The organism is Tolypothrix sp. PCC 7601, assembly GCF_025677855.1.
In the GTDB taxonomy this organism is placed as follows: Bacteria; Cyanobacteriota; Cyanobacteriia; order Cyanobacteriales; family Nostocaceae; genus Aulosira; species Aulosira diplosiphon.
In genome coordinates this window covers 7,540,084-7,566,019 of the sequence record NZ_CP064879.1, presented here as the reverse complement: position 1 = coordinate 7,566,019, position 25,936 = coordinate 7,540,084, and the positions used below count along the sequence as shown (strand labels likewise).

At 40.4% G+C, this 25,936-nt stretch carries 19 protein-coding genes; 15 read left to right on the top strand and 4 right to left on the bottom strand.

The window, feature by feature from the left end; all coding sequences use genetic code 11:
• Nucleotides 1–5 precede the first annotated feature (5 nt).
• The 14 genes from HG267_RS30690 (at nt 6) to HG267_RS30625 (ending at nt 17,863) form a co-directional block, all read left to right on the top strand.
• The gene (locus HG267_RS30690) at nt 6–1,211 is read left to right on the top strand and encodes a glycosyltransferase (protein WP_235623109.1); all 1,206 of its coding nucleotides are present in this window, start codon (nt 6–8) and stop codon (nt 1,209–1,211) included.
• The gene (locus HG267_RS30685; RefSeq protein ID WP_052335343.1) at nt 1,208–2,791 is read left to right on the top strand and encodes a hypothetical protein; all 1,584 of its coding nucleotides are present in this window, start codon (nt 1,208–1,210) and stop codon (nt 2,789–2,791) included. Before HG267_RS30690 ends, HG267_RS30685 begins: the two co-directional genes overlap by 4 nt.
• Nucleotides 2,788–4,092: a glycosyltransferase family 4 protein gene (locus HG267_RS30680; protein WP_063749843.1), complete on the top strand. Its 1,305-nt coding sequence runs from the start codon at nt 2,788–2,790 to the stop codon at nt 4,090–4,092. Before HG267_RS30685 ends, HG267_RS30680 begins: the two co-directional genes overlap by 4 nt.
• 140 nt (nt 4,093–4,232) lie before the next feature.
• Nucleotides 4,233–5,390 (top strand): glycosyltransferase family 4 protein, encoded by a 1,158-nt coding sequence (locus tag HG267_RS30675; RefSeq protein WP_045873131.1) that lies wholly within the window; start codon nt 4,233–4,235, stop codon nt 5,388–5,390.
• 69 nt (nt 5,391–5,459) lie between these two features.
• Complete coding sequence (locus HG267_RS30670; RefSeq protein ID WP_045873132.1) at nt 5,460–6,197, top strand: sugar transferase; 738 nt, start codon at nt 5,460–5,462, stop codon at nt 6,195–6,197.
• Nucleotides 6,198–6,310: 113 nt separating this feature from the next.
• A complete protein-coding gene (locus tag HG267_RS30665; protein WP_045873133.1) occupies nt 6,311–7,015 on the top strand; it encodes a WbqC family protein in 705 nt (234 codons plus the stop codon).
• Nucleotides 7,012–7,680, top strand: coding sequence for a PIG-L deacetylase family protein (locus tag HG267_RS30660; protein WP_045873134.1), 669 nt, complete (start codon nt 7,012–7,014; stop codon nt 7,678–7,680). The genes HG267_RS30665 and HG267_RS30660 overlap by 4 nt, the downstream gene beginning before the upstream one ends.
• A gap of 39 nt (nt 7,681–7,719) precedes the next feature.
• The gene (locus HG267_RS30655) at nt 7,720–8,805 is read left to right on the top strand and encodes a GNAT family N-acetyltransferase (protein WP_309227780.1); all 1,086 of its coding nucleotides are present in this window, start codon (nt 7,720–7,722) and stop codon (nt 8,803–8,805) included.
• A 222-nt stretch (nt 8,806–9,027) separates the two neighbouring features.
• Complete coding sequence (locus HG267_RS30650) at nt 9,028–10,098, top strand: 7-cyano-7-deazaguanine synthase (RefSeq protein WP_045873135.1); 1,071 nt, start codon at nt 9,028–9,030, stop codon at nt 10,096–10,098.
• Between the two features lie 88 nt (nt 10,099–10,186).
• Nucleotides 10,187–11,272, top strand: coding sequence for a peptidoglycan bridge formation glycyltransferase FemA/FemB family protein (locus tag HG267_RS30645; protein WP_045873136.1), 1,086 nt, complete (start codon nt 10,187–10,189; stop codon nt 11,270–11,272).
• A 164-nt stretch (nt 11,273–11,436) separates the two neighbouring features.
• Nucleotides 11,437–12,216, top strand: a complete 780-nt coding sequence (locus tag HG267_RS30640; protein WP_045873137.1) for a class I SAM-dependent methyltransferase — start codon at nt 11,437–11,439, stop codon at nt 12,214–12,216.
• 143 nt (nt 12,217–12,359) lie between these two features.
• Nucleotides 12,360–13,526 carry a DegT/DnrJ/EryC1/StrS family aminotransferase gene (locus tag HG267_RS30635; protein WP_045873252.1) on the top strand — a complete coding sequence of 389 codons (1,167 nt, stop codon included), beginning with the start codon at nt 12,360–12,362 and terminating at the stop codon, nt 13,524–13,526.
• 128 nt (nt 13,527–13,654) lie between these two features.
• Complete coding sequence (locus tag HG267_RS30630) at nt 13,655–15,829, top strand: GumC family protein (RefSeq protein WP_045873138.1); 2,175 nt, start codon at nt 13,655–13,657, stop codon at nt 15,827–15,829.
• A gap of 267 nt (nt 15,830–16,096) precedes the next feature.
• Nucleotides 16,097–17,863: a hypothetical protein gene (locus tag HG267_RS30625; protein ID WP_045873139.1), complete on the top strand. Its 1,767-nt coding sequence runs from the start codon at nt 16,097–16,099 to the stop codon at nt 17,861–17,863.
• A gap of 355 nt (nt 17,864–18,218) precedes the next feature.
• Here HG267_RS30625 and HG267_RS30620 read toward each other — a convergent pair whose 3' ends face one another.
• Nucleotides 18,219–19,169 carry an NAD-dependent epimerase/dehydratase family protein gene (locus tag HG267_RS30620; RefSeq protein ID WP_045873144.1) on the bottom strand — a complete coding sequence of 317 codons (951 nt, stop codon included), beginning with the start codon at nt 19,167–19,169 and terminating at the stop codon, nt 18,219–18,221.
• A gap of 358 nt (nt 19,170–19,527) precedes the next feature.
• On the opposite strand from HG267_RS30620, the gene HG267_RS30615 reads away from it, so the two are divergent.
• Nucleotides 19,528–22,902: a filamentous hemagglutinin N-terminal domain-containing protein gene (locus HG267_RS30615; protein WP_052335345.1), complete on the top strand. Its 3,375-nt coding sequence runs from the start codon at nt 19,528–19,530 to the stop codon at nt 22,900–22,902.
• A gap of 443 nt (nt 22,903–23,345) precedes the next feature.
• On the opposite strand, the gene HG267_RS30610 is transcribed toward HG267_RS30615, so the two are convergent.
• The 3 genes from HG267_RS30610 to HG267_RS30600 form a co-directional block, all read right to left on the bottom strand.
• A complete protein-coding gene (locus HG267_RS30610) occupies nt 23,346–23,507 on the bottom strand; it encodes a ribbon-helix-helix protein, CopG family (RefSeq protein ID WP_045873146.1) in 162 nt (53 codons plus the stop codon).
• 912 nt (nt 23,508–24,419) lie between these two features.
• Nucleotides 24,420–25,352 (bottom strand): competence protein CoiA family protein, encoded by a 933-nt coding sequence (locus HG267_RS30605; protein ID WP_045873147.1) that lies wholly within the window; start codon nt 25,350–25,352, stop codon nt 24,420–24,422.
• A 401-nt stretch (nt 25,353–25,753) separates the two neighbouring features.
• Nucleotides 25,754–25,936: a hypothetical protein gene (locus tag HG267_RS30600; RefSeq protein WP_045873148.1), complete on the bottom strand. Its 183-nt coding sequence runs from the start codon at nt 25,934–25,936 to the stop codon at nt 25,754–25,756.

The window sequence follows — 25,936 nt, the reverse complement described above, 5'->3', positions numbered from 1 at the left end:
CTGACGTGAAAACTTACACAAATTCCAGGGAAATCACCAACTATCGACAAATTAATCCAACGCCTATCCGTATCCTCCATGTCATTGGCGGGATGGTAAGAGGTGGGATTGAAACTTGGTTGATGCATATTCTGCGACATCTAGATCGCGATCGCTTTCAGATGGACTTTTTAGTTCACACCACAGATCCCTGTGCTTACGATGATGAAATTCGCCGTTTGGGTAGTCAGATCATTCCCTGTCCTCTACAGCGCTGGCGACCTTGGGACTACGCCGCCAACTTCCGGCAAATTCTCCGCGAATTCGGCCCCTATGACATTGTGCATAGCCATCTCCACCACTTCAGTGGCTATACTCTGCGGTTAGCTAGGCTGTCAGGTGTACCTATCCGCATTGCCCACAGCCACAACGATATTTCCGCCGAACATGCAAAGTCAGGATTATATCGACGTTGGTATTGTTCTGTCATGAAATCTTGGATAGCCGATAACGCTACCTTGGGTTTAGGATGCAGTCGCAAAGCCGTTGCCGACTTGTTTGGTTCTCAATGGCAAGCTGACCCGCGCTGGCAGCTTCTATATTATGGCATTGACCTCGAACCCTTCCAAAATCTTGTCGATCCGGTAGCTGTGCGCGCTGAATTCAATATCCCTGCCGATGCCTTTGTGATTGGTCACGTCGGTAGGTTTCACCCGCAAAAGAATCATCAATTTTTGATTGAAATTGCTGCCCAAATCGCCCAACGGGAACCCAAAATGTACCTGTTACTATTGGGAGAAGGCTATCTGCAATCAGAAATTTTCGACCGAGTTTTGCAGATGGGTTTAGGCGATCGCGTCATCTTTGCTGGTTCGCGATCGGATATTCCGAGATTAATGCGAGGTGCAATGGATGTCTTCCTTTTACCATCTCTGCATGAGGGGTTAGCTTTAGTATTAATTGAAGCACAAGCTACCGGATTACCCTGTATTTTTGCAAATATAGTACCAGATGAAGCCGATGTAATTAAGCCATTAATACGACGATTATCACTATCACAGCCTGCTTCTATGTGGGCGGAGGCTATTTTAGAACAACGAAATGCTGTATCTAAAATTACTCATAATTCTGCTTGGCAATTGGTAAAACAAAGTCAATTTAATATTGAAACATCTGTACAAAACCTCCAAAGGATGTATCAAACACAACTAGCTTGCGAGGTTATGGTATGAACCAACGCCAAGTGCGATCGCAAGTTATATATCCAGATAGTTTGGTCATTGCTGTTTTTATCTGTTTATTGACCATCTTGTGCTTGCTACAAATTTCCGGACAGTTTTTGCACTGGTTTGTCATTCCCGTTACCTTGTGTGGCATTCTCATTGGGATTGATGCTATTGACTGGTTTCGCGGTCAATTGAATCTTTTCGATCCAGTAGGAATTATCGGCTTATTAGGGTTTCATTTCTTTTTTGTCGCGCCGCTACTGCATGTTGGTTTGGACTTTTGGATTGATTCAGATATCATTCCCCCTACAGACTGGCGGCCTTGGTTGGGTGGTATGGCTATACTCAATTTTTTAGGTCTGGGGATTTATCGTTTTACCCGCAACATTATTTTTAATGCCACTAAAAATCAACCAACACAGACAATTTGGCAAATCAATCATCGGCGTTTTTTTCCGATTATTTCTATAGCGCTAATAATTTCTGCCAGCTTACAGCTGCTGGTTTATCAAAAATTTGGTGGCATCCTTAACTATATTGAAGCTGCTAATAGATCTGCTATGGGAGGCGGAGAAAATGAGTTTCAAGGCATGGGCATATTATTTGTACTTTCAGAAAGCTTTCCAATTTTGGCAATGATGGCATTTACCATTTATGCCCAACATAAAAAACCACTGCATAATGTAAAAGTATTGTTAGCAGCTTTAATTATATTTTTGATATTACAATTTTTATTTGGTGGACTCAGAGGTAGCCGCAGTAACACAATTTGGGCAATGTTTTGGGCAGTAGGAATTATTCATTTTTGGCTGCGCCAAATTTCTAAAAAGCAAATTGCGATCGGGCTAGTATTTCTGGTTTTATTTATGTATATATATGGTTTTTTTAAAACAGGAGGTTTAGAAGCAGTTAATACCGCCTTACAAGGGCAAGAAGCACGTGTAACTTTAGAAGAAAAATCGGGGCGGTCTTGGCAGAGTTTAGTCTTACAAGACCTTGGTAGAAGTGATGTTCAAGCTTTTTTACTCTACAGAATTCTACGCCAAGATAGTGATTATGAATATGCTTGGGGTCGAACATATTTACCAGCATTAACCATGCTCATACCCAGCGCTATCATGCCGGATAAACCACCAGATAAGATGAAAGAAGGCACAGAAGTTCAATATGGTAAAGGCACTTACGATCCTATATTTTTGAACTCTTCCAAAGTGTATGGACTTGCTGGTGAAACAATGCTCAATTTTGGCCCTTATGTAGTTCCAATTGCGTTTATTACACTAGGTATTGTTGTCGGCAAAGTGCGGCGGTGTTTGTGTAATTGGACAATGGGAGATGACCGCTTATTAATGTTACCTTTTTTGATAAACTTTTGTTTTATCATTCTTGCCAGTGATTCAGATAATTACATATTTTTTCTGTTTAAAAATGGCTCTTTAGCAAGCTTTGTAATTTTCCTCACTTCTGACAGAAAAGTTATCCCTAATCCTAATTTAGAACCTCGTCATTTGAAGTCTAAATTTCTGAACAAGCACACTCTATATAAGATTGAGCAACGCCATAAAAATCGGAGCTTATCAAAATGAACCAGGCATCACCACAGCAGCAAAGTAAAATGAATCTGCTCCTCACCTTAGACCATCGTTTTGACCGCACTCCCGACGGAGCAGTTTGGACACAAACCACATTTGCCCATTCATTCTATCAACGTTATTTGGCAGTGTTTGACCATGTGCGGGTAATTGCTCGTATCCGCGAAGTTGAGTCAGTTCCATCTCACTGGAAACGGGCGGACGGCGAGGGCGTTGCTTTTGCTGCTGTACCCTATTACATAGGGCCTTGGCAGTATCTTTTGATAGCAGAGAAAGTCAAAGAGGCAATCAAAAATGCCTTTACCCCTGGTGATGCTGTAATTTTGCGTGTTTCCTCCCAAATCGCCAGCCATTTGCATTCGCTGTTATGCAGATATGATTATCCCTACGCTGTAGAAGTAATAGGCGATCCCTACGATGTGTTTGCGCCTGGTGCAGTCAAAAATCCTTTACGTCCTTTTTTCCGGTGGTGGTTTCCGCGTCAGTTGCAAAAACAGTGTATGAAAGCTTGTGCAGTAGCTTATGTGACTGAATCTGCTTTGCAAAAACGTTATCCCCCAGCCAAGGAAGCTTTCTCAACAAACTATTCCAGCGTCGAATTACCTGATGAGGCTTTTGTCGCTGTTCCCCGTCTCCCTCGCCAGAATCAAATTCAGTTCACTATCATTACTGTGGGCACAATGGATCAACTGTATAAAGCTCCAGATGTGCTAATTGATGCTGTTGCTGTATGTCTCAAACTGGGACTAAATCTAGAGCTAGTTTTAGTAGGAGATGGTCAACACCGACCAGAATTAGAAGCCAGAGCCGCCAAACTAGGTATAAAAGAATGCGTCTATTTTTGTGGTGAGTTACCAGCTGGGGATGCCGTACGCGCCGAGTTAGATAGAGTCGATTTATTTGTTTTACCATCCCATCAAGAAGGTTTACCAAGGGCAATGATTGAAGCTATGGCACGGGGTTTACCTTGCATCGGTTCTACAGTCGGCGGTTTTCCCGAACTTCTACCCGATGAAGATATGGTAATTCCGGGTAATGTGCTAGTGTTAGCAGACAAAATTTGCGAAGTCATAGAAGACCCAAACCGCATGGCTCAGATGTCCGCCCAGAACTTGCAGAAAGCCAGAAATTACAGAGAACAGTTATTGCAATCTAGAAGAAATAATTTATACCAATATCTGCGCGAAAAAACAGAGAATTGGATGCAAGTAGAGGGTAGAAGTTGTTTGTACAAGAGTCAAGGGTCAAAGGTTGCAGAGACGCGATTAATCGCGTCTGTACTCAAAAGCCATTAGTTATTAGTCATTTGTCATTTGTCATTGGGTAATTGGTAATTGGTAATTGGTAATAAACATTTATCTACCTAATCCCCAGTCCCCAATCCTCAGTCCCCAGTCCCCAATCCCCAATCCCCAGTCCCCAATCCCCAATCCCCATGAAACTGTTAATCATTACTACCCTTCCTCAAACCCTCCGCGCCTTTTTCTTACCCTTTGCTGACTACTTTCGTGCTAGGGGTTGGCGCGTAGATGCTATGGCATATAGGGTGACAAATGATGTTGAGTGTTTGCAAACTTTTGACCGCGTTTGGGATGTGGATTTTGCCCGCAATCCCCTGAATCCACGAAATCTTTTAATTGCTCCAGCGCAAATCCGTCAGGTAATAGCCAAGGAAAAATACGACATAGTTCACGTACATATAGCTGTACCTGCTTTTGTGACTCGCTATGCTCTAAAAGATGTCCGAAAGGAAGGAACACCCAAGATAATTTACACATCTCACGGTTTGAATTTTTACCGTGGAGGCGAATCTATACAAAACGCTATCTTTTTGGCGCTGGAAAAACTAGCTGGTCGCTGGACTGACTACCTCGTAGCGATCAATCACGAGGATGAAGAAGCAGCGAAGCAGTATCATATCGTACCTCCAGAGAGGGTGCGCTATATGCCGGGAATTGGGGTGGATTTGCAACAATACAATGTGAATGCAGTTGCATCAGATGGGATTTTGCAAGTACGGCAAGAAATGGGATTAACAGCAGAAACTCAGCTATTACTATGTATTGCCGAGTTTATCCCGCGCAAGCGTCATCAAGATTTATTAAGGGCTTTTGCTGAGGTTGCTAGACCGAATAGTTGCTTGGCTTTAGCTGGGGATGGGCCTTTAAAAGCACAGATGCAGCAGTTAGCAGAGGAACTGGGAATCTCTACCCAGGTGCGCTTTTTAGGTTTCCGACGGGATATTGCAACTTTAATTGGCAGTGCGATTGCTACTATACTCGTCTCCGAACAAGAAGGGCTACCCAGAAGTATTATGGAATCTTTGTGTATGCAAGTTCCGGCGATTGGTAGCGACATTCGCGGGATTCGCGATTTGCTAGAGAACGGTTGTGGTTTGTTGGTACAGTTGGGAGATATTGCAGAATTAGCAAATGCGATCGCCTATATATTAGACCATCCCCAAGAAGCCAAAGCTATGGGTAAACGCGGCTGGGAAATTATGGCTAATTACGATTTACAACACATTTTGCAACTGCATGAAAGTTTATATGCAGAGGCTTTAAATCAGGTGAATTATCCTGTTTATGTTTGAGCATGGGGCATGGGGCATGGGGCATTGGTAATTGCAAAATTTAAAAAAAAACCAAGGAGTGCATTTCTGATGAAAAATAAATTTCAAAAAAATAAATCATTCCCGAATTATGGTAATATTTTTATAGATGTATGGACAGAAGAACAATGGCAGGAAGTTAAAAATTCATTTTTGACAGAGCATCCAAAAATGAAATGGCAACTAATATATAAGCGGTTATTAGATATTATTCTTGCCAGCATAGCCATCTTCCTTTTATTACCTGTTTTACTAACAATTGCCTTAGCAGTTAAATTAACTTCACCTGGCCCAATTTTATTTTGTCAAACACGCCTAGGAACCCTAGGAAAACCATTTGTGATTTATAAATTTCGCACAATGGTTGATGGCGCAATTAATCTCGGTGCTGGACTGAATACCTTTCGCGGAGATCCACGAGTTACTCCTATTGGTAAATTCTTGCGCGAATACCATCTTGATGAATTGCCACAACTATTTAATATTCTTCGTGGCGATATGAGTTTAGTAGGCCCTAGACCACTATTAGTTGCTAGCCTCTTCAACTACAGCGATTGGCAAAAGAAACGTTTATTAATGTTACCTGGGCTTACAGCTTGGGAAGCTGTTAATGGTGGCTTAGATAATAGCTTAGAACAGAGAATTAACTTTGATGTTTGGTATGTAGATAACTGGAGTTTTTGGTTAGATATATTAATTATCTTGCGAACGATTCCTGTAGTGCTTCGCAAGGAAGGAGTATATATCAAAGATGCAAATTTATCGGACAGTAAAACAATAGATAAATAGTCATTTTATGGATATTATCTATCAAACGCACAATAAATTGAGCCTCTGGCATAAGTATTTATTATCTGCGTTTATCTGTGGTTAATTATCATTTGAATTTTGGCTAATAACTTATGAAAATAGCGGTAATTCACCAAGCACAATTTTTGCCCTACCTGGGATTCTTTCACAAACTACAACAAGGCGACATTTTTGTAGTTATGGATAGTGTGCAGTTTCAGCGGCGTGGAATTCAACACCGCAACAGAATTAAAACCGCTAATGGAGTGCAATGGCTAACTGTACCAGTGTTCCATCGCCACAGAGATGAAGAACGAATCAATGAGATGTTAATTAACTCAGAATTACCTTGGGCGCGAAAGCTTTGGCAAACTCTTGTCACAAATTATGCTCGTACTCCCTACTTTCATCAGTATGCGCCAGAACTGGAACAAATACTAAATCAAGATTGGCGTTATCTGTGTGAACTCGATATGGCACTGATTCAATGGGTGATGGATGTTTTACACATTCATAAACCGATTGTGTATATGTCTGCATTGGGTGTAGAAGGTAACAAAACAGAACTACTAATCAATATTTGTCAAGCGGTAGGTGCGGATACTTACTTATCTGGTGTGGGAGGTAAAAGATATATGGATTTAGAAGCTTTTGCGGCGGCGGGGATTGATTTACTTTGGCAAGAGTTCGCTTACCCAGCCTATCCTCAAGCCTTTTCGGAATTAGGCTTTATCCCTGACTTGTCAATTTTAGATACTCTTTTTTGTTGCGGTGCAGAAACGAGAAATTTTGTAGGGCGTGATTTAGTGAAGCTATGAAAAACAATGTACTAGTTATTGCACCCCATGCAGATGATGAAGTTTTAGGTTGTGGAGGGACGATCGCACGTCATGTAGATCATGGGGATGAGGTTCACGCTGTTATAGTTACCTGTGGCGATCCAGATATTTATCCAGCAGAGGTACAGTTGCGACTCCGCCAAGAGTTAAAGGCATCTCACGATATTTTAGGGATATCCAGCGTCAGTTTTCTGGATTTTCTCGCTCCCAAGCTGGATATTTACCCAGGATATAAGTTAGCTGATGCTATTGGCACGGCAATTCGCTTACTGCAACCCAACATTATTTACTTGCCACATCGAGGTGATATTCATGCCGATCACCGACTCGTCTATCAAGCCACATTAGTTGCAAGTCGCCCCATTAATGGTTGTTCTGTGCGTGAGATTTTTTGTTATGAAACTCTTTCCGAAACAGAATGGGCACCCCCTTCCGGCGATGAGGCTTTTATCCCGACGGTATTTGTCGATATTACAGATTATTTAGAGCACAAGCTCAAAGCCATGACTTGCTATCAAAGCCAGATCAAAGAACCACCACATCCTCGTTCTTTAGATGCGATCGCAGCTTTAGCTAAGTTACGAGGTGCAACTGTTAGCCTGGGTGCGGCTGAAGCTTTTATGTTGGTACGTCAAATTCGTTAATACCATTTTAGACTTTTCAGTGCATGGGATTAAACCCTTATGTTGAATATTCAAATTATCGAGTTAAATAACCCTTTGTGGATGCAGATTTTGCAAACCGTACGTCATGATATTTACCACTTACCAGAATATGTATATTTAGAATCCCTAAGAACTAATACTACTCCCCAGGCGATTGTCATTTCTCATGGAGAAAAACTATTTTTTTTACCTTATTTACTACGTCGCTGTCACGATTTTTTTGCTGATCCCACAGAAAGTCCAGAACTTTTTGATGTAATTTCTCCTTATGGCTATCCTGGGATTTTATTAAGTGAAGCTGCGGCTAGTTCACCAGATTTTCTCGAATTAGCAATGCAGGAATTAATATCTAGATTTAGACAGCAAAATATCTGTTCAGCCTTTGTCCGGTTACATCCTATACTAAATGCTGGATTGGAGAAAGTTTATCCTCCTCATATTTGCCAAATTAGTGGAGAAACAATAGCTGTAGATTTAACACTTTCTGCTGAAGAAATATGGCGGCAGACTCGCTCGGATCATCGTAAAGATATTAATCGCCAGAAACGTTATGGTTTGCAAGCTAAAATTGTTGATTTTGACAAATATTTTGCTGATTTTTTAGAAATCTATTATCAAACAATGCAACGAGTAGGCGCGCCTCAGCTATATCACTTTCAGCAAGAATATTTTAGGAATTTGTTACATAAATTAGGTAGCAAATTGCACTTAGGAATTGTAGAATTTGAATGTGAGATTATGTGCGCTTGTCTATTCACAGAATGTAGTGGAATAGTTCAATCTTACTTAAGTGGTACAAAAAATAAGTTTTTAAAATTTTCCCCAGATAAACTACTGTTTGATTATGTCAGGTTATGGGCAAAAGAACGGGGTAATAAACTTTTGCATCTAGGGGGTGGATATGGGGGAAGAAAAGATGGTGTTTACAATTTTAAAGCGGGTTTTTCACAAAAATCTCAGAATTTTTTGACGCTGAGATTAACCATTAATGAAGAAAGATATGCTCATCTAGTGGAGTTAAGAGCCAAAGCTTTAAATAGCCAAGTAGGAACCTTACTAAAATCAAATTTCTTTCCAGCTTATCGCTCTACTGTCACAAATTAGTGGATAGAGTCAAAAGTCAAGAGTCAAGAGTCAAGAGTCAAGAGAAAATGACTTTGCTAATACTGGAAATCATCGTTAGTACGAAATATAGCAATTCTCCAGAAGTCTTGTTACACTTGTCTCTTTTATCTATATATCAAACAAGATTTCAATTTCGCTAATTTTTAATACCAGATTGGGCAATAATTTTCATCAAAAATATTTTGAGCATCCGAGGTATTTATGAGCAAAGCAAATACTTTATTACAAAGTTTCAATTTCTTACTTCCTCAATTCCTCCGGGAAGATTATTCTCCATATAAATGCAAAGTTTCTATTAACGGCATTAACTATAATCTTCGCGCGCGGAGAATACATTTACAAAATCAAATTAAAACTTGGGTAAATACAGGTAAGAATCCTTTTATTAAGCCTGTAGAATGCCAAGAATGTTTATTCGATACGCGGATACCAAACATCTACATCGGCTCTGATGGTGTTTGTAATATGTGCATGACTTACAAAAAGAATTTCAAACAAGAAATTCTAGATAGCGAATTACAAACGTTTTTGCATACTCCCAGAGAAGAGGGTGGCAAGATTGATGCAGTTGTGGGTTTTTCCGGTGGTAAGGATAGTGCAGTTTCTCTGATTACAGCACGACAAAAATTTGGATTAGATGTAACGGCTGTTTTAGTTCAAAATGGATTTATTCCTGAGCAGGTAATTGAAAATGGTAAAAAGTTGTGCGATAAATTAGGGGTGGAATTAGTTGTACTAAATATTGACCTAGCACCTTATGTAAAAGACATGATGGATAATAACTTTAAAAATGGTTATCCATGCTATAAGTGCGGGGATATGTTTTACAAAGAAATTCAAGATTATTGTATAAAACATCGTATCAATCGCATAATTATGGGGCGTAACTGGTGGCACTGGATAGAACCAGAAGTACGTTCTACAAAGTGGGTGACAGATGAAGCGACAGGGATGAAAATACAAATATTTTCTCTGCCATTTGTGTTGCAATTAACTGAGAAGGATATTTATAGAATCCTAGATGACTTTGGCTGGTCAACAGTAAAAATTCATGGTAATAGTACTAATTGTATTCTGCCGGGATTAGTAGAATACAAAGTTAGTCAAAGATTAGGCTATCATCCAGAATTACAGTTGCTTTCGCGAGAAGTTATTACTGGTTTTTTGGATAAAGAAGAAGCTAAACACCAACTCTCAGATGTTAAAGATAATACAGAAACTCTTGAGAAGTTGGTTAACAAGAAGCTAGAAGAAATTAACCAGAGAAAGTAGGGTGTTTTTGGGCAACGCACCGTGAAAATTCTAGGTGCGTTAGCCTACGGCAATCAAAATTATTTAATTTACTTGAATCTGAGGATTTATGAATATTCAGGTAATTGATTTAGAAAGCAATTATTGGCGAGAAATATTGCAAAATATCAAACATGACTTTTATCAAATTCCTGAATATTTTGCCTTAGAAGCAATGAGGAATAAAGCTGTTGCTGAAGCCATCTTCATCTCTGAAAATGACAAAATTTTATTTGCGCCTTATTTGCTACGTAATTGTGATGATTTAGGGGTAGAGACATCGATACCTATAGAAAGTATTGATATAGTTTCACCTTATGGCTATCCAGGTATTTTGTTAAGTGATGCAGCTAAGATTACACCAGATTTTGTAGAAACTGCTATTAAAAAGTTAAATTTTGTTTTGAAAGATAAGGGTGTATGTTCAGCTTTTTTTCGCCTACATCCGATTATCAATCATAATTTCAATGAGGTTTTGCACAATCAGGATATTTTAACTTTTAACGGTAAGACCGTATATATTAACTTGCATCTTTCTGAAGAACAAATTTGGAATCAAACCAAGCGCGATCGCCGCAAGAAAATTAACAACTGTGTGCAAGTAGGTTTAACAGCAAGAATGGTAAATTTTGATGAATATCTTGAGCAATTTATCGCAATTTATCAAGAAACAATGCAGCGAGTAGCAGCAGCGGAAATTTACTATTCTTTTAATGCTCAATATTTTAAAAAAATGAAAGATGTGCTAAAGGAGAAATTACATTTATGTATAGTTGAAATTGATAATCAAGTAGCATCTGCTGGGTTATATACCGAATATAGCGGCATAGTGCAGAGTGTTTTTCGAGGAACTAGCAGTAAGTTTATTACACTTTCTCCAGGTTCCTTAGAAATTAATTATGTCCGATTTTGGGCTAAAAACCGTAGTAATCATATTTTTCATTTAGGAGGTGGATTAGGTGGTGCTACAACAAATCTTTATAATTTCAAAGCGAGTTTTTCTAAACTCCGGCATAACTTTTTAACAATGCGGCTAATTCTCGATGAAGAAAAATATCTTGAATTAGTTAACTTACAAGCGAAGACTTTAAATCTTGATTTGAAAACCATACTCAATTCTCACTTTTTTCCTGCCTATCGTTATCAGGAAATATAGTGATTCAATACTACGCGGTTAAGCATTTTGAAATCAAAATTGGTTTTTGGGAAAAGGTTAAGGGTTAAAGGGTTTTTCTTTGCCTTGAACTATTCCCCTTTTTCCCCTTAACCGACAAGTATTGCATAGTGATTGATTACCAGAAAAACCAGGAGTTTATCAGCATGGCTAGTGCAGTTAAAATATATAGCCCAAAAGAAATGTATAGCACGGTAGAATTTAACTTTTGGGCATATAAGGAATATTCTTTATCATCTTCTGATAAATATTTGATAGCCACCTATTTAGATGAAAATTTGAAAACATTAGAGGCTGGTACAGGAGGAGGCAGAATAATTTCCTGCATGAGAGAAGGAGGATTCACCAATCTATATGCTTTCGATTATGTCCCTAATTTTGTTGAAATAGCGAAACGAAGAGATATGACTAATAGCATTAATTTTGCTGTTGAGGATGCAGTATCATTAAGTTATGGTGATAATGAATTTGAGCAATTAGTTTATCTGCAACAAGTACTTTGTAATATTGAAGATGAAACTGGCAGATTTAATGCTTTTAAAGAGGCATATCGGATTTTAAAACCAGGCGGCACAGTAATATTCTCATTGCTGAATTTTGATAGTCGAGCCAAAAGTTTATTGTACTTACCTTATTTAGCCTATTTACGCTTATTAAGGAAACTTACTCATGTCAATCGCTCAATACAATATCTACCGCAATTGAAGTATGCAGGAAATACTAACTTGCAATCGCTACTCGATCAACCACCATATTTATATTGGTATCGAGTCGAAGAAGCATATCAAATTATCAAAGCAGCAAATTTTGAGATACTTGCACTGGGTTCCAATTTTCAAATAAATCAAGGCAAATTATCGACTTCTCTAGAAGCTTTTCTCCAAGAACCAAATCAGGGAATGCTGTATTTTGTTTGTACTAAATAGTTTGGGGGGATGGGTAATTGGTAATTGGTAATTATGACTTTTTATTAATCCCTAATCCCCATTACCCCTTATCCCCAGAGGGGGCCCCGAGTTCCCCAATCCCCAATCCCCAGTCCCCAGTCCCCAGTCCCCAATCCCCCACTATGAAACCAATTCTCCTGTCACCGCCTCACATGGGCGATCGCGAGTTAGAATTCGTCAAGGAAGCATTTGCAACTAACTGGATTGCGCCAGTAGGGCCGCATATCGATGCTTTTGAACAGGAATTTTGTCAAGTCATAGGAGCACCTTATGCTGCGGCTGTGAGTTCGGGAACGGCGGCGATTCATTTGGCTTTGCGATTGGTGGGGGTACAGCCTGGGGATGAAGTCTTTTGTTCTACTTTGACGTTTGCGGCTACAGCTAACCCCATTACTTATTTAGGTGCAAAGCCAGTTTTTATTGACTGCGATCGCATTTCTTGGAATATGAATCCCGATCTATTATGGGGAACGTTGGAACGCCGCGCCAGAATTGGTAATTTACCTAAAGCTGTGATTGTGGTTCACCTATATGGTCAAAGTGCAGATATTGACCCCATTTTAGAAGCTTGCAATCATTTTGGCATACCCTTAATTGAAGATGCAGCCGAATCTTTAGGTGCTACTTATAAAGGACGTGCCACTGGAAGTTTCGGACGCATCGGTATTTTTTCCTTTAACGGCAATAAAATTATTACCACTTCTGGCGGTGGGATGTTAGTCTCTCATGATTCCCAACTAATAGAGAAAGCGCGGTTTTTGGCTACCCAAGCCCGCGATCGCGCTCCCCATTACCAACATTCAGAAATCGGTTACAATTATCGTCTCAGCAACGTTTTGGCGGGAATTGGTAGGGGTCAATTGCAGGTTTTATCTGAACGAGTTACAGCCCGCAGACGCAACTTTAAAATTTATCAACAAGCTTTAGGAAAGCTACCAGGAATCGAATTTATGCCAGAAGTGGGTTTTGGTCAAGCTACTCGCTGGCTTACTTGCTTGACAATCGACCCCAAAGCCTTTGGTGCAGATCGAGAACAAATCCGCCTCGCCCTTGCAGAACAGCAAATTGAATCCCGTCCTGTGTGGAAGCCTTTGCATCTACAACCTGTATTTGCTGACTGTGAATGTATCGGTGGTGCGGTGTCTGAAGATTTATTTACCAGAGGTCTTTGTTTACCTTCAGGTTCCAATTTAACCGACGCAGATTTAGAACGGGTAATCAGTGCGATCGCCACAATTCACCATCAAAATTCTACAACTAATTTACGAAATCACCTTTCATCTTGTTAAGCTCACAAGCTTCTTATTAGAAAAATATCTTATCACCATATAGCGAGAGCAATAATTTTTTAATTACGAATTACAAATTACGAATTAGTAATTACTTAAATCTGTTTATTATAAAAACAAAAACCGTTATGCATACAATCGAATCTGCATCCTCATTTGATAAATATTGGCAAATTATCCAGCGCCGTTGGTACCCTAGTTTAGGAGTTTTCTTCCCAGTCATGTTTCTGACTCTACTGGCTTTACATTTCCAAAAGCCAGCTTATGAGGCAGAGGGTAAACTGATGTTTCAAAGGTCAAATACGATTTCTACTATGACCGGAGTAGCACCAGAATTAGGCAAACTAGAAGCAGTAACCCAGGATGATAAAACTAATCCTTTAAATACAGAAGCAGAAATTATCCGTTCTATTCCTTTAGTACAACAAACTATCATTGAACTTGACTTGAAAAATGACCAAGGGCAACCCTTAAAACCACGGGAATTTTTGAAGAATTTTACAGTGAAAGATATTAAGGGGGCGGATGTCATCCAAATTTCTTATCGAGATAGAGACCCAGAAGTTGCTGCAGAAGTTGTGAATACAGTGATGCGTGCCTATTTAGATCATAATGTATCTTCCCGACGCAAAGAAGCATCCGCCGCCCGCAAGTTTATTACTATGCAATTACCTACTGCCGAATCAATTGTCAGTAATGCCGAAGCTGAACTAGCAAGATTCAAGGAAAGAAATAAAATCGTTTCTTTAGAAGAAGAAGCCAGTAAATCAATCGAATTAGTGACAGATTTTCAAAGACAAATAGGTGAATCTCAATCTCAAATTGCCGATATCAACTCACAGTCAGAATCACTCCGTCAGCAATTAAACATGACCTCGCAACAGGCTGTAACTGCAACTAACGTCAGCCAAACTGCTGGAGTGCAAGATATTCTCAAGGAAGTTCAGCAACTAGAATCGCAACTAGCTGCAAGGCGTACTGTTTTACAGGACGATCATCCAGAAATCATCAGTTTAGTAAATAAACAAAAAGCTTTAAAAGCAATATTAAACCAGCGTATTAAACAAGCTGTAGGCACAACACAAACACAAGATAATAGCAATTTTCAAAATGGAGCGCTCAAACAACAACTGGCTGGAGATTTGGTAAAATTAGAGTCAAATCGTCTGGGTTTAGTCAGTAAAGTTGCAGCCTTATCTAACTTACAATCAGCATATAAGCAACGGCTCAATATTTTGCCACGGTTAGAGCAACAACAGCGACAGTTAGAACGCAAAGTTCAAGCATCGCAAAATACATATTCATTGCTACTACAAAAGCTACAAGAAAGCCGTATTGCCGAAAATCAAAATGTAGGTAATGCCAGTTTAGTATCTGAGGCTCAAGTTCCTGATAAGCCTGTAGCTTCGCCTTTAATTGCATATATCAGCGCAGGTTTATTAGCTACTTTAGCGGCGATAGCATATATGTATATTTTAGAAGCCAAAGATAAATCAATTAAAACAATTGATGAAGCTAAAGAATTACTAGGATTAACTTTGTTGGGGGTGATACCCTTTTTTCAAGAGCCGAGAACATATCATCATAGCCAGGAGGGTTTAGAAATTTATCCTTCTAGGTTGGTTTTGAGAGATTATCCACGTTCTCCTATTAGCGAAGCCTACCGAATGCTGCGCGCTAATTTGAAGTTTATGAGTGCTGATAAAGAGTTAAAAACTATTGTGGTGACTAGTTCCATACCAGGTGAAGGTAAATCAACAGTAGCAGCTAATTTAGCTCTAGCTATGGCACAAACAGAACGTCAAGTTCTACTCATAGATGGGGATTTACATTGTCCAGTTCAGCATAAAATTTGGGAACTCACTAATAGTCAAGGTTTGAGCCATGTAATTATTGGACAGGCTGAAAGTGATATAGCTATCAAACAAGTTACAGATAATTTAGATGTGTTGACAGCGGGAGTTGTACCGCCTTCACCCGCATCTTTATTAGACTCAAAACGTATGGCTTCTTTAATGCAAACTTATGCTACCAACTACGATTTTGTGATTATTGACGCGCCTTCATTAAACGTCGCCGCCGATGCAGCCACCTTGGGACAAATGGCTGATGGTGTTTTATTTATCGTTCGTCCTGGGGTAGTTGATTCTGTCCATGCAGCGATCGCTTGTGAAATTTTGGAAAAATCTGGTCAGAATGTCTTAGGACAAGTTGTTAATGGTGTGATTCCCAAAAACGAAAGTCATAGCTACTACTATTTCAACCAGGAAGCTCACCAGCAAGAGTATTCTGTAGCGAGGTAGTGGGGATTGGGGATTGGGGATTGGGGATTGGGGATTGGGGACTGGGGATTGGGGGACAAGGGGAAATTATCAGCGAATAAGGACACAAGAATGTTGTGCGCCTGCAAATTGTTGAGATTAATAAACTTACCGTTCGCGCAATCGAGGATGAGTTTGGTGAAATAGATGAAATAAGGGAGAGTCTCTAAGCAGGCGATCGTTTTTGGCATCCCTTATGCCAGAAAGAAAGTTGTGTAGGGTGTAACGGTTTAATGGTAAGTGTGAGAAATGGCACATTTACCCCAACAAATAATCTCAGAACGAATCGACGATGTGGTTCTGCTGCTAGAGGTGATGAAAAAAATGGGACTGCCAGAAATCCTCAACCAAAATTTGCCACGTCATTGGAAACAGGAAGGGCTGGATTGGGGATGGGTAGCTTGCATTTGGTTATCATATATCATCTCACAGGGCGACCACCGAAAAGTACGTGTTCGGGAATGGGTGGAACAACGACACTACACCATAGAGCAAGTATGCGGATTCAACATTCGAGAAACCGACTTTACAGATGACCGTTTAGGAATACTGTTGAAGCGTTTAAGCAAGCCCGAAACTTGGGAACAAATAGAACGGTGTCTCACGCAAAACACTATCCGAGCCTATGACTTAGCGGTGGAGCAAGTGCGTTTAGACGCAACAACAATTAGTGGACACCATCTCGTCAGTGAGTCAGGTTTATTCCAATTTGGACACAGCAAAGATGATCCAAACTTGCCACAGGTAAAACTCATGATGGGGATGATAGACCCATTAGGGATGCCTCTTGTCACTCAGGTAGTATCTGGAGAACAAGCAGATGATGGGTTGTACATTCCCGCCTACCAACAAATTGCTGCCACACTGAACAAAAAAGGGTTGTTGTTTGTTGGCGACTGTAAAATGAGTTCACTATCAACACGCTGCAACATACATATTCAGGGAGATTACTACCTATGTCCATTATCCCTAGTTGGTAAAACTCCAGAACTTCTTGCCGGCTGGGTAGATGATGCTGTTGCAGGTAAATTTCCCCTGATTGATATCAAGCGAACCAGTGTTCATCACAACAGTGAAACCAGCCCAGACTTGGATGTCCTTGAAACAACTATCGCCACTGGCTATGAGGTGTGTCGTCCTGTCGAGGTGGTTGATGAACAATTGCCATTACTATGCTGGCAAGAAAGGGTGTTGATTGTTCACTCACCAACACTTGCAAAACAACAGGTTCAGGGATTAGAGAAGCGACTTCACAACGCACAGCAGAAGTTGATGGCGTTAACTCCACAAAAAGGTCGTGGTAAACGACAAATCAACGACCTACAGGTTTTATTGCAAAAAGCTACAGAAATTCTGCACCTTTATCGAGTCGAAGGCTTACTGAGTTTCGATTATGAGTGCCAAGAAACTGTTGAAGAAACCTATATTGGTCGAGGTCGTCCCACATCTCGCCCCAAGCAAATTACTCGAAAAATTAGGTATCAAATTCAGACTGTTATCCGCAATGAAGATGCTATTGCCCAAACTCACAAAACTTTTGGCTGGAGAGCTTTTGTCACCAATGCTCCCAAGAGTCTGTTAGGAGTTGAACAAGCTGTACTGACTTATCGAGACGAATGGATTGCTGAACGTGGTTTTCATCGTCTCAAGGGTGCGTCACTTTCGATTGCTCCCATGTTTGTGCAACGTGACGACCAAGTTACCGGGCTGATTAATTTACTGAGTCTAGCCCTACGTTTGCTGACAATTATCGAGTTTGTTGTCCGACGGCAATTAACTGCTATTGAGGTCAACTCTCTTGCTGGACTGTATCCCGAACATCCAAAAAAAAGGACTGCTCAACCTACTGCTGAACGGTTGTTACGTGCTTTTTCTAATATCACTTTGACGATTATTGAAGCCCGTGGTCAGCGTTTTGGTTATGTTCCTCCTTTAAACCCTCTACAACAGGAAATTATGAGTTTGCTTGGTCTTCCTTCGGATATTTATAGCAATCTTGTAGATAATTCCTCTTAGTCAAATTCTATTACGCGAACGGTGAGTTAAAGCTTCAGTAAAAGTATTTAAAGGTTTGTTAGCCCACCTTCGTCTTAACCCCCCAGTCAATTGATGCCAAAGAATAAAAGTATAGGCACAAAAAATTAAGAGAAAATTTTGGCGATCGCATTTATTGTAGTTAAGAACTCAATTGCAGCAATTGCGATCGCCTTTCAATACTACTCTGGTTTGGGGAAAAGGTGTACCCCTGCGCTTAAGCAAGCTACGCGTAGCGTCTGTGCAGGAGAAAGGGTAAGGGTTAAAGGTTTTTTCTTGCCCCTTTTCCCCTTCCCCTTTTCCCCTTAACCGACAAGTATTGGATCGCCTTCAATTTTTAACTATACAAAGCCTTGATCCAATGCCATTCCTGGGTCAAACCTTCTTTGAGAGAAACTTTGGGCTGATATCCGAGAATTTCCCGCGCTTTAGATACATCAGCAGCAGTGTGGCGCGCATCTCCCATTGCTTTTTCTATGTGGTTTCTTTTGATGGGTTTGCCAATTATTTCTTCCATCGTCGCTAATACTTCTGCTAACACTACTCTGCTACCACCACCAATATTGAATATTTCGCCAATCGCATTAGGTGCAGTGGCGGCGGCTAAATTGGCAGCAACAGCGTCATTAACAAAGGTAAAGTCTCGCGTTTGCTGTCCATCGCCAAAAACGGGAATGGCTTCATCTGCTAAAGCCGCCTTGAAAAACTTGTGGAATGCCATATCCGGGCGCTGTCTTGGCCCGTAAACTGTAAAGTAGCGCAAAGATACAAAAGGTACACCAAAGTTTTTGTGATATAACCCACACAAACGCTCGGCTGCTAACTTGGTAATACCATAAGGAGAAACAGGCCGAGGTGGAATTCCTTCGTGAGTGGGTAGAGTTTCTGCATCACCATAGACGCTGGATGTAGAAGCAAACACCAGCCTTTGCAAGTTTTTCGCATCTTTAGCAGCTTCTAGTAAAACTTGTGTGGCATTAAGATTTCGTTCGGTATAAGCGCGGAAGCCTTTACCCCAGCTAGCTCTAACTCCCGCTTGCGCTGCTTGATGGTAAACTACTTCCACATCCTGAAGTAGTGCTGGCCAATCTAATAACTGAATATCTTCTTCAATAAATGTAAAGTTAGGAAATACTTGTAAGTGTGCCAGATTTTTGCGCTTAAATATTGGGTCATAGTAATCATTAACTTCATCAATACCAATTACTTCTTGACCTTGTTGGAGCAATGCTTCTGCCAGATGAGAACCAATAAATCCAGCTGCTCCTGTAACGATTATTTTAGCCATATTTCCTATTTGTGGGATCTATTATTTCACAGTGTAATACTTATACCCTGTAAAAGTTATTACCTGAAAAGTTGGCGATCGCTCTCCCAGAAATAATTTCACGCTATTTGCACCTAAATTTACATTTAATTTAAAAAACTACTGATTTCTGGCAACCTAAGCAGTAATACTTGCAATTTCCCCCTAACCAATTCAAGAAAGCGGATTTATCCTGAATTTTGAATTAGGAGTATTCGTGCAGCGTTGATTGAAGAGAAGCAACGTGACAGCTTTTTCTCTACTGTCACCCACATTATGCATAAGTTAAATCAAGGCAGAAATATAGTTCAATAGCGTAATTCCAGTCCCAACCACATCTATGCATCACCACAACCATTACTCACAAGAGCGCAGTCATCCCCATTTGAGAAGACAGAACTGGTTTCAGTTGTTGCTGTTCTGCGGTGTTTTAGTATTGACAAGCACATCTGTTCGTGCTCAACTTACACCAGATAAGACTTTAGGCGCAGAAAGTTCTCTTGTTAGACCTAATATTTTGATTAATGGCGCAAATGGCGATCGCATTGAAGGTGGTGCTAGGCGAGGAAGCAATCTTTTTCACAGCTTTAGTCAATTTAATATTAACGATGGACAAAGAGTTTACTTCGCCAACCCGAATGGAGTTGAGAATATTTTAACAAGGGTGACAGGCGCTCAAGCTTCCAACATTCTCGGAACTTTGGGAACCGAAGGTAGTGCCAATCTCTTTTTAATCAACCCCAATGGGATTTTGTTTGGTGCTAATGCAAGGTTAGATATTGGTGGTTCCTTTGTCGCCACAACAGCAAATGCAGTTCGCTTTGGCACAATAGGCAACTTCAGCGCTACTAATCCCGAAGCACCACCTCTGCTAACTATCAAGCCTGATGCATTGTTATTTAACCAAATTACCAAAGGTGCGATCGCTAATAACTCCGTTGCGCCTTCCGGGTTAAATCCATCTTCTAGTTATATTGCTCAGGGTTTGCGCGTACCAGATGGTAAAAGTTTGCTGTTAGTTGGGGGCGACATCCAAATGGATGGCGGAAATTTATACGCTTTTGGTGGGCGAGTCGAGTTAGGTGGTTTGGCTGGTGTGGGAACAGTGGGATTAAATGCAGACGGACAGAATCTCCGTTTAAGTTTTCCCGAGGGTGTAGAAAGAAGTGATGTTTTCCTCAGCAATGCTGCTTTAGTAAATGTTATCGCAGGTAAAGGTGGAAGTATTGCGGTAAATGCGCGGAATTTAGAAATGACAGGTGGAACTGTCTTATATGCTGGCATCGCGAGTGGCATAGGTGCTGATAGCAGTCAGGCAGGAAATATTGATATTAATGCTACTGTCGCCATCAATCTTAACAATAGCAGTGCGATTATAAATGATGTACAAGAACAAGCAAAAGGACAGGGCGGTAATATCAACCTTAGAACTAGCAAGTTATTACTTCAAGGTGGATCGGGAGTAGGCGTTTTGATATTCGGTGAAGGTAAAGCAGGTTCTTTAACTGTTGATGCTGAAGATATACAACTAATTGGTGAATCTAACAACTTGATATCTTACACACAGTCAACAGGGGATGCGGGAAATTTGACAATCAAAACTAATTCCTTGCTAGTCAAAGATGGGGCACAAGTATCTACTTTTACATTTGGTGCGGGTAAAGGGGGTGTATTGACTGTTGAAGCTCAAGATGTGCAATTGATTGGTAGAACTTCTGACGATCAAGCTCCCGGCGGCTTTATTACTGGCTCACAGCGCAACTCCACTGGGGATGGAGGAAATGTGATCCTAAAAACCAATTCCTTGTTAATCAAAGATGGAGCACAAATATTTACTGGTACATTTGGTGCAGGTAAGGGGGGTTCTGTAGCTATTGAAGCTCAAGACGTACAACTTATTGGTACAGGTGTTAATACTCGCTTAGGCAGTGGTATCCTTGCTTCCTCAATCCCAAACGCAACAGGGGACACAGGAAATATAACCATAAAAACTGATTCCTTGTTAGTCAAAGATGGGTCACAGGTATTAATTAGTACATTTGGTGCGGGTAAGGGAGGTTTGTTGAGTGTTGAAGCTCAAGATGTACAACTCATTGGTACTAGTGCTGATAATAGGGTTCCCAGTGGCTTGTTAGCTGCCGCAACAGAAACCTCCACAGGAGATGCGGGAAGTTTGACATTGAAAACTAATTTCTTGCTAGTTAAAGATGGGGCAGTAGTAAGTGGTTCTACCTTTGGTGAGGGTAATGGGGGTTCTTTGAATATTGAGGCTCAAGACGTACAACTCATTGGTACAAGGCCTGATGGGCGGGTTGGCGGCGGCTTGTTTGCTTCTTCATACTCTCAAGGAAATGCCGGAAATTTGACATTAAAAACTAATTTCTTGCTAGTCAAAGATGGAGCAGTAGTGAATGCTGCTACATTTGCTGAGGGTAAGGGAGGTTCTTTAGCTATTGAAGCTAAAGATGTGCAACTTATTGGTACTAGCGCTGATGGTCGAGTTAGCGGTTTATTCGCTTCCACAGAGTCAACAGAGGATGCAGGAGACTTGACATTAAAAACTGATTCCTTGCTTGTTAAAGATGGGGCGCAAATATTTACTGGTACATTTAGTGCAGGTAAGGGCGGTTCTTTAACTATTGATGCCTCAAATCTGGTAGAAGTTATCGGTAGCTCTGCAAATGATGCGTTTATTAGTTTTATCGGTACATCTACAAATAGTTCTGGTGATGCTGGCAATTTAACCTTAAACGCCAGACGCTTAAATGTTCTTGGTGGTGGTTCTGTGGCAGCAGATACATCACAAACAAGTACCGGTAGCGGCGGTAATTTACTCATTAATGTTCAAGATGCGGTACAAGTAACAGGCATTTCTACCATAAATGAGTTTCCCAGTTCTCTGTCCGTTCGCAGTCGCGGTCAGGGAAAGGCAGGTAATCTAACTGTAAACTCACCACGCATCAGTGTAAAAGACCAAGGCACAATCAATGCAGAATCTTTTGCTGCTGATGGTGGGAACATTATACTTAACACCGATTTACTGCTGCTGCGGCGTGGTGGCAATGTTTCTGCCACCGCAGGGATTAGCCAAGGTGCGGGGAACGGCGGTAATATTACCATTAATACCACTGCGATCGCAGCTGTCGCCGAAGAAAATAGTGATATCCGTGCCAATGCTTTTCAAGGCAACGGTGGTAATGTCACCATCAACACCGAAGGATTATTTGGAATCTTGCCAGCTTCCTTCCCGACAGACCGAAGTGAAATTACTGCCAGTTCGGAATTAGGAGTGCAAGGGCAAATTGACATCAATCAACCCGAACTGCAACGCACCCAAGGAATCATCGAACTCCCCTCTACTGTCATTGATGCTACTACTAAATTTGCTCAAGTGTGCCCTCAAGGCCCAAATGCCAAACCTCTAGGAAAATTTATTATTACTGGACGCGGTAGTTTACCCCCTAGTACTTTCGACCCCATGACAGGTACTTTCAACTTAATTGAACTAGCAACATTGGATAGCAAAAGTTCCCCAAGCGCACGAATAGAAGAAATCAAACGTTTAGATATTGATTCTAGTTCTGAGACTATGGTTGAAGCGCAAGGATGGGTCAGAACTGCAGATGGTCAAATTGCACTTGTGGCGGGAGTAGTGGGTGGTGTATTCAGCTCTTCCATGACTACCGCCTCATCCTCATGTCCAGTTTCTTCGTAACTTTTATGCTTGGCTGTGACATTTATTTCATTGGAACTGCTGCCTTCACAATCGGTTTTTCCCCAAACATAATGTGATTGTTTCTTTCCTGTTCCCTATTCTCTTGCGTAGCAATTAATAGCAATTCAAAAAAGGTTGGCGACAGATAAATTTCTTGTCAGGGCACGGCATCCATAATCTTTTGATATATCAAATTATCTTACTGGTGCCGTGCCCCTACCCATCTGTCGCGTTCTTTTTTTAAAATGGCATAATTCCGCATCAAACTTAATTCTTATTTAAACAAGTATCATCGCCACCCAAATAGGTTTCGGATAAGTATTTTGCATCTCCCTTGTGATTTGGGAAAAGGGGTAAGGGTGGATTCAATCCTTTTCCCTTTTTCCCTTTCCCCCTTAACCGAACTGTATTGATCGCCACCCAAGCAGTATTTGCTAAATTTCTCAACTATCTTTCTCCGGTGCTTCAGTTTTTAAAGAGCGAATTAATTCCCGAATCACATCAGTAGCCGGTCTACCTGTGAAATTGCAGTATTTTTCAAGTTTCTCGGCTTCGTTGGATGTGAGATTAATTGTGATGCGTTTAACAGCCCATTTCTTATTCATAATTTTCAGCAAGCAATAGTTGGAATCTCCTTTTCAAATATCAATCACTTAGACTGCTAATACAATGATATAAATCAGCATATTTAAATTAAGTAGTGATGAAGATCATACTATTTACTTCTAAGTAAGAGTAAAGAAGTAAATGAGTTTTGAGAGTATAAATTTTATCTATTTTTCTATGGATAAATTATGAACGAATTGTAAAAAATATATGTGAATATTGCAAAAATCAATAAATATTTAGATAAGCTAACTTGGGCAGCGATTTTCTGGAAACAACCCAGCGTCTAATGTACAGCTATTTGCAGGTAAATAAATCACCCTCTACGAAATAGTGCTGAGTCCGTACAAATAAAACAGTGTCATACAATTTTGGATTTTAGATTTTGCGGAAAGTTGTGTGGGCGGCTTTGCCGACTTGTAGCAACTGCCGTCAAACTTTCCAAAACGGATTGACTCCATAGCGAAATGAGGGGCTTGTAGCATCAAGGAACTATGGGTAAACAAATCTTTCTAGATTTTTCTTAACTCATTTTTCAACTACATTTGAGTTGGATCGGCCATCGCTCCTTTGATGGCATCTCGTGGTACTAGCTATTCTATTAAATAGGCGATCGCAAAATTCAAATGTCCAAAAACCAACAACCGCAATGTGAACTTTGCCACCGAGAGATGGAAAATTTAACAGCTAAAAGCTATATAGGGCGGGCGTTGTAAAAATACCTCGCGCCCTCATCCCCTAACCCCTTCTCCCGCAGGAGAAGGGGAACTAAATCTCTGGCTCCCTTCTCCCTGAGGGAGAGGGGCTGGGGGTGAGGGCAAAACCTTGCACAAGAGCGGGTTTCACGTTAAGTTGACACCAATGGGGCAATGCCTTGCCACTACCTACTATTAACAATGGGATGAGCTAAATTAAACAGCAATTTGAATTAAACGAGAATTCTCGGCAAGAATATCTATTTCTATTGGCGAAAGTAGTTTAAGTTTCATTTGTTGCAAGTCGTTCAGCACGACTAAAATCTCTTCTGGATTGAATTTATAATATTCTGTGAAGCTGCGTATTTTGTAATTAAATTCACGATAACGATGTTTGAAATATAATTCTACATTGCCGCGATTAGCCCAGGTTCCTAATATTTTAATAGCAACATTTTGGTAATGTGCGAGTAAATCTTTTTTGACTTCTGCTACTCTTGCAGTTATTTGGCGTTCAGTTACTCCTATTTTGTAGATTGTTCCTTTATTGGTTTGAACTTCTAAAAAATATAATGTACAAGATAAGATGCGTTTGAGTTGCGCGCGGTAGAGTTTTAAATCAGTGAGCCTATATGCTAAATCAGGAGTATTTTTGTGCAGTGCATGTTCCGCAGCTAACTGTAGTTTCAGCAGTTTTTTCAGTAATAGGGGTTCTTGAACTTCGTTGAATAGCGTTAATTCTAACGCCGCCGCAGGAATTTTACCTAATTCCGTAAATTCATATTCAGGCGGGCTGAAATACACATTTTTTTTCAAGATTCCTGCTTTGAGTAACCCAGGAGTAACTAAATAAGCACTTATGGGGTAATTTTTTGCTCCGTACTCCTGCCACAGCAATTTTAACTGTGCTACATCCTTACCTGATAGTTGAATATTAAAATTATCATACAGTGGTAGAGTGGGAAATTCTCGGTTAGCTACAGGGCGACAAGTCTCTTCATTATGAGCAAAATGATGTTCTTTAACCTTGCCTTTCTTAGCAATTAAATCACCCTGACAATAAGGGCACTTAAGTGTGGTTTTACCACTACTGATATCTTCGATACTTACTAATATACCATCTCTATCTACACCATATTTTAGCCACATTTTCACACCATGATTGGAACTAAAAGTTGCTCTTACCAGTGTGCTGCAACTTTTAGAAAATGTCTCTATCTTTAGAGCTAAAATAGGTAAGTAAGTTTAATATTGATTTAAAGAACTTAAGCACAATTAGGCAAAGTGACGCAGCTTTATATATGCCTAATTATTCAGTAATGCAGATATCTTGGTACGCTACTTAGTGACAGAGCGTTGTACAAAGACTGATAATATTAGACTTCTTGCAGAAGTTGGTAAAAGGTTAAGGGGGAAGGGGGAAAGGTTTTGTATTTTCCCCTTTAATCTTTTCTCTTCGCCCATCTCTTGCAAAAAATGCAGCCCATTGACAGCGCCTAGTCACAAAGTAGTTACATCAGCTTAACTAAAACATCAGCAATAAGTAAGTTCTAAGCGGCTGAATCTGAACGTTCTATTTGCTGGCGAATGGTATCAATAGAAGCATTAATACCAGCCAATCTGGATTCTAAATCATCTCGTAGCCAAAGCAAGAATTTTAATTTACGTTCTAAGCTAGCTTTGCGCGAAATGGGTTCGCTTCCATAATAGGGGTTACCCCAAAAAGGAAACAT

Coding starts and splice junctions, on each gene's coding strand:
- HG267_RS30645 (WP_045873136.1), top strand. CDS start 10,187: ATGAATATTCAGGTAATTGATTTAGAAAGCAATTATTGGCGAGAAATA.
- HG267_RS30600 (WP_045873148.1), bottom strand. CDS start 25,936: ATGTTTCCTTTTTGGGGTAACCCCTATTATGGAAGCGAACCCATTTCG.
- HG267_RS30685 (WP_052335343.1), top strand. CDS start 1,208: ATGAACCAACGCCAAGTGCGATCGCAAGTTATATATCCAGATAGTTTG.
- HG267_RS30620 (WP_045873144.1), bottom strand. CDS start 19,169: ATGGCTAAAATAATCGTTACAGGAGCAGCTGGATTTATTGGTTCTCAT.
- HG267_RS30680 (WP_063749843.1), top strand. CDS start 2,788: ATGAACCAGGCATCACCACAGCAGCAAAGTAAAATGAATCTGCTCCTC.
- HG267_RS30630 (WP_045873138.1), top strand. CDS start 13,655: ATGCATACAATCGAATCTGCATCCTCATTTGATAAATATTGGCAAATT.
- HG267_RS30665 (WP_045873133.1), top strand. CDS start 6,311: ATGAAAATAGCGGTAATTCACCAAGCACAATTTTTGCCCTACCTGGGA.
- HG267_RS30670 (WP_045873132.1), top strand. CDS start 5,460: ATGAAAAATAAATTTCAAAAAAATAAATCATTCCCGAATTATGGTAAT.
- HG267_RS30610 (WP_045873146.1), bottom strand. CDS start 23,507: ATGAATAAGAAATGGGCTGTTAAACGCATCACAATTAATCTCACATCC.
- HG267_RS30675 (WP_045873131.1), top strand. CDS start 4,233: ATGAAACTGTTAATCATTACTACCCTTCCTCAAACCCTCCGCGCCTTT.
- HG267_RS30615 (WP_052335345.1), top strand. CDS start 19,528: ATGCATCACCACAACCATTACTCACAAGAGCGCAGTCATCCCCATTTG.
- HG267_RS30655 (WP_309227780.1), top strand. CDS start 7,720: ATGTTGAATATTCAAATTATCGAGTTAAATAACCCTTTGTGGATGCAG.
- HG267_RS30635 (WP_045873252.1), top strand. CDS start 12,360: ATGAAACCAATTCTCCTGTCACCGCCTCACATGGGCGATCGCGAGTTA.
- HG267_RS30650 (WP_045873135.1), top strand. CDS start 9,028: ATGAGCAAAGCAAATACTTTATTACAAAGTTTCAATTTCTTACTTCCT.
- HG267_RS30660 (WP_045873134.1), top strand. CDS start 7,012: ATGAAAAACAATGTACTAGTTATTGCACCCCATGCAGATGATGAAGTT.
- HG267_RS30605 (WP_045873147.1), bottom strand. CDS start 25,352: ATGTGGCTAAAATATGGTGTAGATAGAGATGGTATATTAGTAAGTATC.
- HG267_RS30640 (WP_045873137.1), top strand. CDS start 11,437: ATGGCTAGTGCAGTTAAAATATATAGCCCAAAAGAAATGTATAGCACG.
- HG267_RS30625 (WP_045873139.1), top strand. CDS start 16,097: ATGGCACATTTACCCCAACAAATAATCTCAGAACGAATCGACGATGTG.